14 protein-coding genes are annotated in these 14,475 nt (G+C 66.9%); 2 read left to right on the forward strand and 12 right to left on the reverse strand.

Translation table 11 applies throughout. The annotated features are described in order from the left end of the window. Positions 1-71: 71 nt before the first annotated feature. From aroB to ASF79_RS07070, 12 genes are all read right to left on the reverse strand, one after another. Positions 72-1,157 carry a 3-dehydroquinate synthase gene (gene aroB / locus ASF79_RS07015; RefSeq protein ID WP_055853408.1) on the reverse strand — a complete coding sequence of 362 codons (1,086 nt, stop codon included), beginning with the start codon at positions 1,155-1,157 and terminating at the stop codon, positions 72-74. Continuing rightward, positions 1,154-1,660 (reverse strand): shikimate kinase, encoded by a 507-nt coding sequence (locus ASF79_RS07020; protein WP_055853411.1) that lies wholly within the window; start codon positions 1,658-1,660, stop codon positions 1,154-1,156. The genes aroB and ASF79_RS07020 overlap by 4 nt, the downstream gene beginning before the upstream one ends. A gap of 10 nt (positions 1,661-1,670) precedes the next feature. Continuing rightward, entirely contained in the window at positions 1,671-2,876 is a 1,206-nt protein-coding gene (aroC, locus tag ASF79_RS07025) for a chorismate synthase (RefSeq protein ID WP_055853412.1), read from the reverse strand. A 126-nt stretch (positions 2,877-3,002) separates the two neighbouring features. Next, positions 3,003-3,896 (reverse strand): shikimate dehydrogenase family protein, encoded by an 894-nt coding sequence (locus tag ASF79_RS07030; RefSeq protein WP_055853414.1) that lies wholly within the window; start codon positions 3,894-3,896, stop codon positions 3,003-3,005. A 5-nt stretch (positions 3,897-3,901) separates the two neighbouring features. Further along, complete coding sequence (gene mltG, locus ASF79_RS07035) at positions 3,902-5,089, reverse strand: endolytic transglycosylase MltG (RefSeq protein WP_235500680.1); 1,188 nt, start codon at positions 5,087-5,089, stop codon at positions 3,902-3,904. Then, positions 5,082-5,576, reverse strand: coding sequence for a Holliday junction resolvase RuvX (gene ruvX / locus ASF79_RS07040; RefSeq protein WP_055853416.1), 495 nt, complete (start codon positions 5,574-5,576; stop codon positions 5,082-5,084). The genes mltG and ruvX overlap by 8 nt, the downstream gene beginning before the upstream one ends. Positions 5,577-5,580: 4 nt before the next feature. Beyond that, entirely contained in the window at positions 5,581-8,238 is a 2,658-nt protein-coding gene (gene alaS / locus ASF79_RS07045) for an alanine--tRNA ligase (RefSeq protein ID WP_055853417.1), read from the reverse strand. A 67-nt stretch (positions 8,239-8,305) separates the two neighbouring features. Further along, positions 8,306-8,524: a hypothetical protein gene (locus tag ASF79_RS07050; RefSeq protein ID WP_055854532.1), complete on the reverse strand. Its 219-nt coding sequence runs from the start codon at positions 8,522-8,524 to the stop codon at positions 8,306-8,308. 46 nt (positions 8,525-8,570) lie between these two features. Further along, entirely contained in the window at positions 8,571-9,341 is a 771-nt protein-coding gene (locus ASF79_RS07055) for a hypothetical protein (protein WP_055853419.1), read from the reverse strand. 7 nt (positions 9,342-9,348) lie between these two features. Next, entirely contained in the window at positions 9,349-9,735 is a 387-nt protein-coding gene (locus tag ASF79_RS07060; RefSeq protein WP_055781267.1) for a DUF948 domain-containing protein, read from the reverse strand. A gap of 130 nt (positions 9,736-9,865) precedes the next feature. Further along, the gene (gene rpsD, locus ASF79_RS07065) at positions 9,866-10,495 is read right to left on the reverse strand and encodes a 30S ribosomal protein S4 (RefSeq protein WP_044439195.1); all 630 of its coding nucleotides are present in this window, start codon (positions 10,493-10,495) and stop codon (positions 9,866-9,868) included. 276 nt (positions 10,496-10,771) lie between these two features. Next, positions 10,772-12,169, reverse strand: coding sequence for a replication-associated recombination protein A (locus ASF79_RS07070; RefSeq protein WP_082495745.1), 1,398 nt, complete (start codon positions 12,167-12,169; stop codon positions 10,772-10,774). 162 nt (positions 12,170-12,331) lie between these two features. Between ASF79_RS07070 and ASF79_RS07075 the strand changes: the two genes are divergently transcribed. Beyond that, positions 12,332-13,132 (forward strand): peptidylprolyl isomerase, encoded by an 801-nt coding sequence (locus tag ASF79_RS07075; protein ID WP_055853422.1) that lies wholly within the window; start codon positions 12,332-12,334, stop codon positions 13,130-13,132. Positions 13,133-13,196: 64 nt separating this feature from the next. Then, positions 13,197-14,426 (forward strand): DUF349 domain-containing protein, encoded by a 1,230-nt coding sequence (locus tag ASF79_RS07080; RefSeq protein ID WP_055854539.1) that lies wholly within the window; start codon positions 13,197-13,199, stop codon positions 14,424-14,426. Positions 14,427-14,475 lie beyond the last annotated feature (49 nt).

Here is a 14,475-nt window from a genome sequence, read left to right on the forward strand (position 1 = left end):
CCCTCTCGCCTTTCACGCGTCGCGGTCTGGGCTTCTCCCCAGGAGGGGCGTCCTCTCCTGCACAGCCCGCGTCAGGAGCCGATCTCCTGGTAGGCCGCGAAGAGAAGCGCCGTCTCCGGGCCGGCGAGAACGGACGGTTTCGCGAGATCGTCGAGAACGATGAACCGCAGCATTCCTGCCCGGGCCTTCTTGTCGCGCTGCATGGTCGCGAGCAGGGTCTGCCACCGACCGACCGGGTAGCTGACCGGCAGGGTCAACGAGGTCAGGATGCGTCGGTGGCGCTCGACGACCTCGTCCGACAGCGCTCCGGTGAGACGCCCCAGCTCCGCGGCGAAGACCATGCCCACGGAGATCGCGGCGCCGTGCCGCCATTGATAGCGCTCGGCGTGCTCGATCGCGTGCCCCAGCGTGTGCCCGTAGTTCAAGATCTCGCGGAGGCCCTGCTCGGTGAAGTCTTCACCGACCACGCGGGCCTTCATGGCGATAGAGAGTTCGACGACCCGCCTGAACTCGGGGGTCGACGGGTCGGTGGCGCGGTCGACGTCGGCCTCGATGATGTCGAGGATCTCCGGCTCCGAGATGAACCCGGCCTTCACGATCTCGGCAAATCCAGCGAGGATCTCGTTGCGCGGAAGGGTGTCGAACGTGTCGAGGTCTCCCACGACGGTGCTCGGCGCGTAGAACGTGCCGACGAGATTCTTTCCCTCGGCCGTGTTGATCCCGTTCTTTCCCCCGACGGCGGCGTCGACGAGGCCGAGAACGGAGGTCGGTACCTGCACGAGCCGCACACCGCGCAGCCAGGTCGCCGCGACGAAGCCGGCGAGATCGGTGATCGCTCCCCCGCCGAAGCCGATGACGGCATCGGAACGCGTGAAGTCCGACTGGCCCATGACCTGCCAGCAGAACGCCGCGACCTCCACGCGTTTGGCCTGCTCGGCATCCGGCACCTCGGCGAGAAGCACCTCGTAGCGATCGAGCAGACTCTCTCGCATCGCGGCGGCCTTCGCCGCCAGCGTGGGGGCGTGCACGATCAAGACTTTTCGAACACCCTGGCCGAGGAACTCCGCGAGGTCGTGCGTCTGCCCTCGCCCGATCACGACGTCGTACGGGTCGGTGCCCGAGACGGAGATCCGGGTGACGGGGGTGCTGTCGGTCATGGGGTGTCCTTCTGGGTTCTGTATTCGCGCGCCCACCGGGCGATATCGGTCGCGATGACGTCGGTCGGGCGGCGAGAGGTGTCTATCGAGAAGTCGGCGAGGGATTCGTAGAGCTCACGCCGCGAGTCGACGAGTGCCTGCCACGATTCGATCGACGAGATGAGAGGCCGCTTGCCGTTCGCCAGCCGCGCCGCGACAGCCGAGGCCTCGACGGTCAGCAGCACCACGGGCAGCGCCGCGATGTCCGCCTGAGTTCTCGGATCGAGCACCGCTCCCCCGCCGAAGGCCACGACGCCTGTCTTCGTGAGCGCGTGTTCGACGGCGATGCGCTCGAGCGTTCTGAAGTGGGCTTCGCCGTGGGCGGCGAACAGCTCGGAGATCGCACCGTGCTGGCGCACGATCTCTGTATCGGTGTCGATGAACGGCACGCCCAACGTGCGGGCGACCTTCTTGCCGATCCGAGACTTTCCGGCCGCGGGCGCGCCGATCAGCACGAGGAGCATGGGCGCGGCCTCAGTCGGAGCCGTCGATACCGGCGGATGCGAGACGGTCGGGGATGTGCGCCAGGTACGACTCGAGGTTGCGCTTGGTCTCGGCCACGGAGTCGCCCCCGAACTTCTCGAGCACCGAGTTGGCGAGCACGAGCGCCACCATGGCCTCGGCGACGACGCCCGCCGCCGGGACGGCGCACACGTCGGAGCGCTGGTGATGGGCGGCCGCGGCCTCGCCGGTGGCGACGTCGACGGTGCGGAGCGCATGGGGAATCGTTGCGATCGGCTTCATTCCGGCGCGAACACGCAGCACGGTGCCCGTGCTCATGCCGCCTTCGGTGCCACCGGCCTTGTCGCTGAGTCGCGTGATGCGGCCGTCCGACTGCACGAGCTCGTCGTGGGCATCCGATCCGCGGCGCGTCGTCGTGAGGAACCCGTCGCCGACCTCGACGCCCTTGATCGCCTGGATGCCCATCAGAGCGGCAGCCAGCGCGGAGTCGAGGCGTCTGTCCCAGTGCACGTACGATCCCAGGCCGGGCGGAACGCCATAGGCCAGAACCTCGACGACGCCACCGAGCGTGTCGCCGTCTTTGTGCGCCGCATCGACCTCCGCCACCATGAGGGCGCTGGTCGTCTCATCGAAGCAGCGCAGAGGATCGGCGTCGAGCGCCGCGACGTCGCGAGGCACAGGCAGCGGGCTGTCTTCGGGAACGCGCACCGGGCCGATGGAGAGCGTGTGGCTGACCAGGGAGATGCCGAGTTCCGACAGGAAGCTTCTCGCGACGGCGCCCAGGGCGACCCGCGCCGCGGTCTCCCGGGCGCTGGCGCGCTCGAGAACAGGCCGGGCCTCGTCGAAGCCGTACTTCTGCATGCCCACCAGATCGGCGTGACCGGGGCGCGGACGCGTGAGTGGCGCTCCGCGGCCGCGACTCGCGAGATCGGCGTCGACGGGCTCGGGGCTCATGACCTCTACCCATTTCGGCCACTCGGTGTTGCCGATGCGGATGGCGACAGGGCTGCCGAGCGAGTAGCCGTGTCGGACGCCGGCCGAGATCGTCAGCTCGTCTTGTTCGAACTTCATCCGTGCCCCGCGGCCGTAGCCGAGCTTGCGCCGCGCGAGGTCTGCGCGGAGCGCGTCCATCAGCACGGGAACGCCGGCGGGCAGCCCCTCGATGGTGGCGATGAGTTCGGGGCCGTGCGATTCTCCGGCGGTGATCCAACGAAGCATATGAGGGCTGTTCCTTCAGGCGGCAGGATGGGCGACGGCGGCCGGTGACCGGCGGCCAGACGTGTCGGCGTGCGGACAGCCGACAATCGATCCTCCCATAGATCGCCTCCGGCCTCCGGCGGGGAGCTACCGCTCTCGTGGCCCGTCGACGCTCTCGACCGACGACTCCATCGCCGCCAGCACGGCGGACTCGTCCGGCAGGGGAAGCGCCGGGTCGGAGTTCGCGAAGATGCGGATCTGAAGGAGCGCCTGATGGAGCAGCATGCGCAATCCCGAGACGACCGTCCGATCCGAGGCGCTCCAGATCGCGCCGAGCGCGCTCGGCCACGGATGGTAGGCCACGTCGAGCAGATCGGATCGGCCGGGAAGCGTGCTGTCGCAGAGAAACCCAGCGGCCTCCGCGGTCCCCGGAAGAGTCGAGATCACGAGCGACGCGTCGATGACGTCCAACGACGCGACGGTGAGCGGAAGGATCGCGATCGAGGTGCCGGCGGCGTGGCCGATCTGCTCGAGGTCTGCCGCCTTCTCCGGACTGCGCGCGAGGATGCTCACGTGCTCCGCCCCGAGTTGGGCCGCGGCCACGACGGCGGACGCTGCTGTCGCGCCCGCGCCCAGGATGGCGACGTGCCGGGCCGACGCGATCGCTTTCTCGTCGAGCGCCCGCACGATGCCCCCTACATCGGTGTTGAAGCCGTCGAGGCGGCGTTCGCCACCGCTGAGGCTGAAGCGCACCGTGTTGGTCGATCCGGTGAGCACGCTCAACTCGTCACGACTGTCGAGCAGGGGCCGGATGCTGCTCTTCAGTGGCATGGTCAGCGAGAGTCCGAGCCACTCGCCTCCACGGCCGGTGACGAAGGGGGCGAGATCGCTCTCGGAGACGTCGATGGCGTCGTAGCGCCAGTCGAGCCCGAGAACGGCGTAGGCGGCCGCGTGCAGACGTGGAGACAGGGAATGCGCGATCGGCGAGCCGAGGACGGCCAGGCGCCTCGACGATGCCGCGGGCGCGTTCACGTGGGTCATCGGCGTCAGTGGTTGGCCTGGTACTGCTGGACGGCCTCGTCGTGCTCCTCCTGCGTCACCGAGAACACGGTCTCGCCGGTGTCGAGGTTGACGGTGACGAAGTACCGCCAATCTCCCTCGGCGGGGTGCAGGGCGGCATCGATCGCGTCGTCGCCGGGGTTGGAGATGGGTCCGACGGGCAGGCCCGCATTCGCGTACGTGTTGTACGGGTTCGACGCGTCTTCGCGTTCGGCCTCCGTGGTGTCGACTTCCCCACCGCCTGCGCCGTACCGCACGGTCGCATCCGACTGGAGGTTCATGCCGTCGGCGATGCGATTCTGGAAGACCCGCGACACCTTGTACATGTCGTCCTTGCTGCCGGACTCGCTCTGGATGAGTCCGGCGAGAGTCAGCACGTACAGACGCTGATCGGGCGCGACGCCCGCGGCATCGAGGGCCTGATACGTGCGGTCGACCATCGTCTTGAGCATCTCGGCGGCCGTCTGTCCGGGCTGGAACTCGTAGGTGGCCGGGAACAGGAACCCTTCCACGCTCGGCGCCTCGGCCGGCACCCCGAGCGAGACGAAGTCGGCTCCTGCCGCCTTGAAATCGTCGAACGACAGCCCGGTCACGTCGGCCAGCGACTGGTAGATGCCCGAGGCCGTGGTGCCCTCGGGGATCGTCACGGTGTAGTCGACCTTGTTCGCCGGGTCGAGTAGCGCGGCGAGTGCGGACTTCGAGCTCATCTTCGCTGCGAGCTTGAATGTGCCGGTCTGAAAGACGGGCTGCGGGTTCTCTTTGAGCAGAAGCGAGTAGAAGGTGTCCGAGTTCTTCACCACGCCGGCCTCTTGCAGCTTCACACCGATGGCGTCGCCGAATTCGCCGTCGGCGATCTTCACCATGACCTCGCCCGATCCGTTGCCGCTGTAGTCGTCGGTGGATTTCGGGCTGAGCATGGCGGTGATCTGGGGCTCGAACGTCGAGTAGACGAACGCACCTCCTCCGGCGAGGAGACCGAGGATGACGACCGTCACGATCACGCCTGTGAGCGCTCGCCGCCGTCGCCGCGGCGTCTTCGCCGTGTGCTGCACGGAGCCGTGCGTCTCGCGCCGCTCCCTGCGAGAGTTCGGCTGGGCCCCGGGCTTCGACGTCGAAGCGGGCTCACGCAGGAACTCGGAGAACGGGTGGTCTTCTGGTGGCTGACGGTCAGTCACGGTAATCCCCCTGTGGATCGGGTCCCAACTCGGATGCGGCGATCCCGGGCGGGTTTCCCGTGGACGCCTCCGAATCGAGGGCATGCTGCAAAAGTATAACCGCGGCGATCTGGTCGATCACGGGACGCGAACCTTTCACGGCGCGGCCGGAGGTGTGCAACGCGGCCTGAGCCGACACCGTCGTGAGTCTCTCGTCAATCATCCGCACGGCCCTGCCCGTGGCGATCGCGAGTCGGCCCGCGAACGCGATCGCGTCATCCGTCGAGGGCGTCGTGCCCCCCGACAGCGACAGTGGCAGGCCCACGATGATCTCCGCACAGTCCAGTTCGTCGCAGAGGACCGTCAGCCGATCGAGGTCTGCCGTGCTGTCGCCTGTCGCTCGAGCAACGGTCTCGAGCGGAGTCGCCAGCATGCCGTGGAAGTCGCTGCGCGCGACGCCGATGCGGGCCTTGCCCACATCGACGCCGAGGCGAACGCCTGACCGCACCCGATCAGCCCAGAACCGTCTGCGACACCGCCGCGAGGGCGCTGTCGATGGCGCTTGCGTTCGTGCCGCCACCCTGGGCGAGGTCGTCCTTGCCGCCGCCCCCACCGCCGAGAACGGATGCGGCCTGCTTGGCGAGAACACCGGCCCGGTGTCCGAGCGCGCGAGCCGCATCGTTGGTCGCAACGATGACGACAGGCTTCTCGGCGACGACAGCCGCGAGGGCCACGACGGCCGGAGCCGATCCGAGCCGCTCGCGAACCCCGGTGACGAGGGCTCGCAGGTCGTCGGACGACGACAGCGCTCCCGCGTCGGCGGCCACGAGCCGGAGCTCGCCGACCGTACGGGCGGTGTCGACCAGCGAGGGAACCCGAGCGCTCAGGGCGCTCGCCTCGTAGGCCGCGAGCTTCTTCTCGGCGGCCTTGAGGTTCGCGACCAGATCCTGGATTCGTGCGGGCACGTCTTCGCGGGGAGCCTTCAGTGTGGTCGCCAGCTGCGTCACCACGCTGCGCTCGGCCGTGAACTGGCGGAACGCCTCGATACCGACCAGCGACTCGACTCGACGGTTGGTCGAGCCGATCGACGATTCGCCGAGGATGTTGATCATGCCGATCTCGGAGCTGTGCTGCACGTGCGTTCCGGCGCAGAGCTCGCGCGACCAGGGGCCTCCGATGTCGACGACACGCACGACGTCGCCGTACTTCTCGCCGAACAGGGCCATGGCGCCCAGAGCCTTCGCCTCGTCGAGGGGCAGCTCACGCGTGACGACCTCGAGGTCGCTGCGGATCGCGAGATTCGAGATCTCTTCGATCTCGGAGCGGGTCTCGGTCGACAGCGGCTGGTTCCACGAGAAGTCGAGACGCAGGTATCCCGCCTTGTTGTACGAGCCCGACTGGTGAGCCTGCGGGCCGAGCGTCTGGCGGAGTGCTGCGTGCACGAGGTGGGTACCGGAGTGGGCCTGGGTAGCACCGCGGCGCCACTCGGGATCGACCACGGTGGTCGCCGCGTCGTCGACCGACACCTGGCCGCTCGTGACGTGGACACGGTGGCTGATGAGCCCCTTGACGGGCTTCTGCACGTCGAGCACCTCGAGTTCGAAGCCGTCGCCCCGGATCGTGCCGGAGTCGGCCTCCTGCCCACCGGACTCGGCATACAGCGTGGTCTCGGCGAGGATGACTTCGAGTGTCTCACCGGCGACGGCGCTCGTCACCGACTGTCCGTCGATGATGAGGCCGAGAATCTTCGATTCGGTGACGAGCTCGTCGTAGCCGAGGAACGTGGTCTCTCCGATGGCGCGGAACTGGCTGTACACGCCGAGGTCGGTGATACCCAGCTTCTTGGCCTTGGAATCGGCCTTGGCGCGCTGCTTCTGCTCGCTCATCAGCGACTCGAAGGCCACGCGATCGACGGCGAGCCCGGCCTCTTCCGCCATCTCCATCGTGAGATCGATCGGGAATCCGTAGGTGTCGTGCAGCTGGAACGCGGTGTCGCCCGCCAGAGCCTTGGCGCCCTTGTCCTTGGCCGAGTTCACGGCCAGGTCGAGGATGTTGATGCCGCCGCTGAGGGTGCGCAGGAACGACTCCTCCTCGGCGTATGCGGTTCGCGATATGCGGTCGAAGTCGGTCTCCACCTCGGGGTAGGCGGCCTTCATGGCGTCGCGAGATGCCGGGAAGAGCTCGGGGAAGACCGCCGTGTCGACGCCCAGTAGACGCATGGAACGGACCGAGCGGCGCAGCAGGCGCCGCAGGATGTATCCCCTGCCCTCATTCGACGGCATCACGCCGTCGGACATCAGCATCAACGCGCTCCGAACGTGGTCGGCGACCACGCGCATCCGGACGTCGTCTTCGTGGTCGGCGCCGTACCCTCGGCCGGAGATCTGCGACGCGGTGTCGAGCACGGGGCGCACCTGATCGATCTCGTAGAGGTTCTCGACGCCCTGCTTGAGGAAGGCGACGCGTTCGAGGCCCATACCCGTGTCAATGTTGCGGCTGGGCAGATCGCCGAGGATCTCGAAGTCGTTCTTGCCCGTGCCCTCGCCGCGCAGGTACTGCATGAAGACGAGGTTCCAGATCTCGATGTAGCGATCGTCGTCGGCCGCCGGTCCTCCCTCGCGTCCGTAGGCGGGACCGCGGTCGAAGAAGATCTCCGAGCAGGGACCTGCAGGTCCCGGCTGGCCGGTCGACCAGTAGTTGGAGTCCATTCCGAGCCGCTGGATCCGCTCGTCGGGCAGGCCGGCCGTCTTCTTCCAATACTCGATGGCCTCGTCGTCGTCTTCGTAGACGGTGACCCAGAGGTCTTTCTCGTCGAAGCCGAGTCCGCCGTCGGCCTCGGGAGTGACGAGCAGCTCCCAGGCGTAGCGGATCGCCTGCTCTTTGAAGTAGTCGCCGAAGGAGAAGTTGCCGTTCATCTGAAAGAACGTGCCGTGACGGGTTGTCTTGCCGACCTCTTCGATGTCGAGGGTCCGAATGCACTTCTGCACGCTCGTCGCGCGCGGATACGGCGCGGGCACCAGGCCGCTCAAATATGGGATGAACGGCACCATGCCCGCGACGGTGAAGAGCAGGGTCGGGTCGTCGCTGACGAGCGATGCGCTCGGAACGACCGTGTGCCCTTTGTCTGCGAAGAAGGTGAGCCAGCGTTGGCGGATGTCGGCGGTGTTCATGAGTTCCGTTGCGTTCGGTGCGTCGGACTGCGATCGATCGCAGTGTTCGACGCGGAAGGGAAAAGTCTTAGCGGCCGGTCGAGGCGATGGTATCGCCGGCGTCGGAGAGGACGGCGCGGAGCTCGGACTCCCGTTCGCGGTACCCGTCGACGACCGACTCGGTGAACCCCTTGGTGCGCTTGTCGAGATCGGAGAAGAACCTCTTGCCCTCAGCGGTCTGGTTGACCTGATGGGCGACAACGAATCCGAGGGCGACTCCGAAAGCGAGCCACAGAATGTTCTTCATTGTTCTCTCCTCGAGAAGCGGATTGGGCTTGTGGATGAAGTCGAGTTTAGTCGGCACGCACGGCCAGAGCCGTTGCCCGCCGGGAGACCTCGTCGTCGAGTCTCTGTCGCCACACGGCGTCGAGCGTCGAGTCGTCTGTGTCGTCGTCGAGAATCGTCAGCCATGCAGACAGCTCCGCATCGAGCCATTCGAATTGGCGAACGGATGCCGCCAACACGTCACGCGGGGCGCCGTAGCTCTCCCACGACACGGCGATGCGATTCAGCACCACATAGATCCACACCTGGTCGAGTACGGCGTCATCGGGGTCGCCGCCCGCGCTCTCGGCGAGAACCGCTTCGAGCGTCGCGACATCGTCTCGCAGGGCTGCGACCCGGGCCGCTGAGTCGAGACGCGCATCGCTGGAGCCGGCCTTTCCGGCCGCGACGATGCTGCACGCCTCGTCGCCGGTCACGAGCTCGCGGCGGAGGCCCTGCAGAAGCTCTGGCAGTGTCAGGCGCAGCCCATCCGGGATGTCGTAGCGGGTGATCGGATGCCGTCCGCCCGGATTGCCGAACACCATTCCGACCTCCATGGGAGCGACCGCGGGCGCTGCCTGGTCGCCGAAGGGCGCGTCGACGACGGCGGGAACGGTGTCGGTCTCGACGGGCGTCCCCCGGGCCCCCACGCGCCCGAAGATGTAGTCGGCCTGGGGATTCACTCCCACATCGGGGTCGGAGGAGGCATCGCTGTACCGGATGTAACGCACCGTGGAGCGCACGATGAAGAACAGGCCGACGGCGAGGCCGATGGCGAGGACGATCAGAAAGAACGTCACTGACCGACTACTTCGACCTGCGGCTGCGGGCGGACGGCTTCTTAGGGCCTCGGAAGCTCAGGATGCCGGCTCTGACGGCGGCGCTGAATCCGGCCACCTTGATGAGCGGTCCGCCGACGGAGGCCGCGAAGAGGGCGACGAGGCTCGTGACGTTTCCGGTGACCTCGGCGACGTTCTTCGTGATCGTGTCGACGCGGGCGATCTGCTTGTTCGCCTCCTGGATCGTCACCGTCGATTCCTCGAGGATCGGGGTGACGTTGTCGCTCAGCTCCTTGATGGCGGAGCGCGTCTCGTCGAAGACGCCGCCCAGCTTGATGAGCGGCAGCGCGAGGAACGCCACGAGGATCGCGAAGACTCCGGCTGCGATGAGTCCGGCGATGTCTCCACCTGACATAGAAAACCTCCTGCTTGTTTCGCTGCACCATGAGCGAACGATGTGTCTGAGTTCGCCCGTGAACGACGAAAGGCGGGCCACCGAAAAATCGGTGACCCGCCCTCAGCGTACCCAATGGGCACGCGATGAATCAGCGTGCGGCGTAGTACTCGACGACGAGCTGCACTTCACAGGTCACGGGGACCTCGGCGCGCAGCGGACGACGGAGCAGGCGAGCCTGCAGCTTGTCGATCTCGACCTCGAGGTAACCCGGGACCTTGGGGAGCACGTCGAGGTGACCACCGGCGGCGGCTACCTGGAACGGCTCGGTTCCTTCGCTCTTGGGCTTGACGTGGATGAGCTGTCCCGGCTTGACGCGGAAGGAGGGACGGTCGACGAGCTGGCCGTCGACGAGGATGTGACGGTGCACGACCAGCTGGCGAGCCTGCGCGGTGGTGCGGGCGAGGCCAGAACGCACGACGAGGGCGTCGAGACGCATCTCGAGCAGCTCGACGAGGTTCTCACCGGTCAGGCCCTTGGCGCGGCGTGCCTCTTCGAAGATGATCTTCAGCTGGGCTTCACGGATTCCGTACTGGGCGCGCAGACGCTGCTTCTCCCGCAGACGCACGGCGTAGTCGGAGTCGGTCTTGCGCTTGGTGCGACCGTGCTCGCCCGGAGCGTAGGGACGCTTCTCGAGGTAGCGTGCGGCCTTCGGGGTCAGGGCGATGCCGAGGGCTCGCGAGAGGCGGGTCTTGCTGCGTGTACGTGACTTGGTAGACATGTACATCCTTTCAGTGAATCGTCGTGCTGGATGAGGTGCGAACAGAGTGTCTGTCCGCACAGAGAAATCGCCGCGATCGGAGACTCGATCCGTGGGGATCAGCCTCGTCTGCGGAGGAAAATGAGGGGATTGTGCCGAGGTCGGTTCGGCTACAGAACACGACCATCTTCGCTGAATGGATTCGCAGCCGCACGAAAGCCACCCGGAACAGGCGTATCGACACTACCACAGACGAACAGGGAAGCACGGCTCCCGGCGGCCGGTGGGTGCAAGGATTTATCGGCCGCGGGTGATCTGACGGATCTTGGCCAGGCGAGCCGACACGTCTCGCTCGTTTCCGTGCTCCGTAGGTCGGTAGTACTCGGTCTGGCCCAGTTCGTCTGGCAGGTACTGCTGGGTGAGCACTCCCCTGTCGTCGTCGTGCGGATACTTGTAGCCCTTGCCGTGGCCGAGTCTCTTCGCGCCCGGGTAGTGCGCGTCGCGGAGATGCTTCGGCACGCGCCCGAACTTTCCCGCTCTGATATCGCCGATGGCCTGGTCTATCGCCAGGTACGAGGCGTTCGACTTGGGTGCGGTCGCCAGATAGACCGTGGCCTCGGCGAGCGGGATCCGACCCTCGGGCATTCCGATGAACTGCACGGCGTCGGCCGCAGCTACAGCTACGACCAGCGCCTGCGGGTCTGCCATGCCGATGTCTTCGGAGGCGGAGACGATGAGCCGGCGGCAGATGAAGCGCGGGTCCTCGCCGGCTTCGATCATGCGAGCCAGGTAGTGCACAGATGCGTCGACGTCGGACCCCCTGATCGATTTGATGAACGCGCTGATGACGTCGTAGTGCTCGTCGCCGTTGCGGTCGTAACGCAGGAGGGCACGGTCGACCGCCTGCGCGACTGTCTCCTCGGTGATGAGGGGAGCCGCGTCGGCGTCGGCGTCGGCTTCGGCTTCGGCTTCGGCTTCCTCATCGTCATCGGCGTCGCTCGCGCTCGGCGGGACCGACGCGAGAATCGACCCCGCGGAGGCCTCGAGGGCTGTGAGCGCGCGACGCGCGTCTCCGGATGCTAGGCGCACGATGGCCGAGCGCGCGTCGGGATCGAGACGGACGCGGCCGGCGAGACCGCGGGCATCCGTTACCGCACGATCGACGACGATGCCGAGATCGTCGTCGCTGAGCTGCTCGAGAGTGAGGAGTAGGGACCGGGAGAGCAGTGGCGAGATGACGGAGAACGACGGATTCTCGGTCGTGGCGGCGACCAGGATGACCCAGCCGTTCTCGACGCCGGGAAGGAGTGCGTCTTGCTGCGCTTTCGTGAAGCGGTGGATCTCGTCGAGGAAGAGAACGGTCGACAGCCCATAGAGATCGCGGCTGCGAAACGCCTCCTCCATGACTTGACGCACGTCTTTCACGCCAGCGGTGACCGCGGAGAGTTCGACGAACTTGCGACCGGAGCTGTGCGCGATCGCTTGAGCCAGCGTGGTCTTGCCCGTACCGGGAGGACCCCACAGGATGACGGAGACGGAGCCCTGCGTGCCCTCGGTGTCTGACGCCAGGTTCACCAGGGGCGAGCCAGGGCGCAGAAGGTGCTTCTGCCCGGCCACCTCGTCGAGCGAGCGGGGGCGCATGCGCACGGCGAGGGGAACCGATCCGCTGTGCAGACCGGGCTGAGAGGTGACCATCAAATAAGGCTACCGGCAGCATCCGACAGTGACCCCGCGAGCTCCGGGTTGGGGCGGAGGGGCCGTGGCCCGTAAAGTTCAGGAGGGATTCACGCGCGCGACGCGATCCCGTCGAACCCAACATACGAGTGTTCGTCCGATCCGTCGGGCGATGGAGGATCCGTGGCACCGAGGAATCAGGACCGAGAGGCCCGCGCCGCACGTCAGCGTCTGCGCGACTACCAGGCGCGGCAGACTATGCACGCCTCGAAGATCGCCCGACGCAGGCGCGACAACGTCGTGGCCGTGCTCGTGGCGGTCCTCGTCATCGCCGCCGCGGTCGTCGTGCAGGTCTTCTACTTCTCGGGCGGCCCGGGAACGCCCACGCCGTCGCCCAGCTCGACCGCGGCATCCACCGACACGCCCGCACCGACGTCGACCCCGAACTCGGCCGACGTGCCCGACCCCGCAGCGGCCGAGGGCCGGACGTGGACCGGCGAGATGACGGTCAACGACGTTCCCCTCGGAATCTCCCTCGACGGCGCCGCCGCTCCCCAGGGCGTTGCCAACTTCGTGACCCTGGCCCAGAAGGGCTTCTACAACGGACTCACGTGTCACCGGCTGACCACCTCCCCCGGATTCGGCGTACTGCAGTGCGGCGATCCGAACGGCGACGGCTCCGGCGGCCCCGGCTACAGCTTCGGCCCCATCGAGAATGCCCCTAAGGGCGACGTGTACCCGGCGGGAACCATCGCGATGGCGCGCCAGGGAGGCAACGGCTCCAGCATGGGAAGCCAGTTCTTCATCGTCTATGAGGACACCACGATCCCCTCCGATGCCGCCGGCGGCTACACGGTGCTCGGAACGGTCACGAGCGGGCTCGACGCTCTCAAGGCCGGAGTCGTCGATGCCGGTACGGCCGACGGTTCCGCCGACGGCAAGCCCGCGATTCCCGTTACCATCGGCTCTATTGCAGTTCAGTAACCTCCTGCCACCGTGCAATAGGGTTGAATAGCGCATTCCGAACAACGTCGACAGGGTGAATTTCGTGACCAGTAGTGCTGAGCATCCATTTGGACGCGTAGATGAGACCGGAACGGTCTATCTCCGCGAGGCGTCCGGCGAGCGTGTGATCGGGCAGTATCCCGACGGCACGGCCGAGGAGGCCCTCGGGTACTTCGAACGCAAATACACCGATCTCGCCGGCCAGGTGACCCTGCTCGAGCAGCGCGCCAAGCGTGGCGCCTCTGCCGCGGACATCGGCAAGGCCGTCAAGGCTCTGAGCGAGGCCGTGTCGAGCGCGAACGCGCTCGGTAATCTCGAGGCCCTCTCCACCAGGCTCGCGGCGCTCACAGAGACGCTGGGCGCACTGAACGAGCAGCAGTCCGCCGAGGCGAAGGCGCAGCTGGCCGAGGCCGTCGAGTACCGCACCGCGATCGTCGTCGAGATCGAGGCCCTGGCCGCCGAAGACCCCGCCAAGGCTCAGTGGAAGCAGGTCACGAGCACGCTGGACTCGCTCTTCTCCCGTTGGCAGAAGCATCAGCAGGAGGGCCCGCGCCTTCCGCGTGCCGAGGCCAACGAACTCTGGAAGCGATTCCGCGACGCTCGCACGATCATCGAGCAGCACCGCAAGGCGTTCTTCTCCGAGCTCGACAATGCCCACCGCGACGCGCGCACGAAGAAGCAGCAGCTCGTCGTCGCGGCCGAGGCCCTCGCAGAGAAGGGTGCCGACGGCGTCAACGCCTACCGTGACCTCCTCGACGAGTGGAAGAAGGCGGGCCGGGCCGGCAAGCGCTACGACGACTCCCTCTGGGAGAAGTTCAAGGCGGCTGGCGACGTCGTCTATGGCGCACGCAGCGAGATCATCGCGAAAGACGATGAGGAATTCGCCGGAAACCTGCAGCTGAAGCTCGCTCTCCTCACCGAGGCGGAGCCCCTGCTGACCGAGACCGACCGTACGCGGGCGAAAGACGTCCTCACCGGCATCCAGCGTCGATGGGACGAGATCGGCAAGGTACCCCGCGACCAGGTGAAGCCGATCGAAGATCGACTTCGCAAGGTCGAGGCGGCGGTGCGCAAGCTCGACGAGGATTTCTGGCAGCGCAACAACCCCGAGAAGAAGGCCCGGGCCGAGGGCCTCGCCGGCCAGCTGCACGATGCCATCGAGAAGCTCGAGGTGGAGATCGCCGCGGCGAAGGACGCCGGAGACGCCCGCAAGGCGAAGGAACTCCAGGAGTCCCTCGACGCGCGGAAGGTCTGGCTCGACGCTCTGGGCTGATGACTCTGGGTTGACGACTCCGGGTTGATCACGAGTTCTCCACAGATCT

Origin of the sequence: Agreia sp. Leaf335 (genome assembly GCF_001423605.1) — a bacterium.
Lineage (GTDB): Bacteria > Actinomycetota > Actinomycetes > Actinomycetales > Microbacteriaceae > Agreia.

Coding starts and splice junctions, on each gene's coding strand:
- aroB (WP_055853408.1), bottom strand. CDS start 1,157: ATGACCGACAGCACCCCCGTCACCCGGATCTCCGTCTCGGGCACCGAC.
- ASF79_RS07020 (WP_055853411.1), bottom strand. CDS start 1,660: ATGCTCCTCGTGCTGATCGGCGCGCCCGCGGCCGGAAAGTCTCGGATC.
- aroC (WP_055853412.1), bottom strand. CDS start 2,876: ATGCTTCGTTGGATCACCGCCGGAGAATCGCACGGCCCCGAACTCATC.
- ASF79_RS07030 (WP_055853414.1), bottom strand. CDS start 3,896: ATGACCCACGTGAACGCGCCCGCGGCATCGTCGAGGCGCCTGGCCGTC.
- alaS (WP_055853417.1), bottom strand. CDS start 8,238: ATGAACACCGCCGACATCCGCCAACGCTGGCTCACCTTCTTCGCAGAC.
- ASF79_RS07050 (WP_055854532.1), bottom strand. CDS start 8,524: ATGAAGAACATTCTGTGGCTCGCTTTCGGAGTCGCCCTCGGATTCGTT.
- ASF79_RS07060 (WP_055781267.1), bottom strand. CDS start 9,735: ATGTCAGGTGGAGACATCGCCGGACTCATCGCAGCCGGAGTCTTCGCG.
- rpsD (WP_044439195.1), bottom strand. CDS start 10,495: ATGTCTACCAAGTCACGTACACGCAGCAAGACCCGCCTCTCGCGAGCC.
- ASF79_RS07070 (WP_082495745.1), bottom strand. CDS start 12,169: ATGGTCACCTCTCAGCCCGGTCTGCACAGCGGATCGGTTCCCCTCGCC.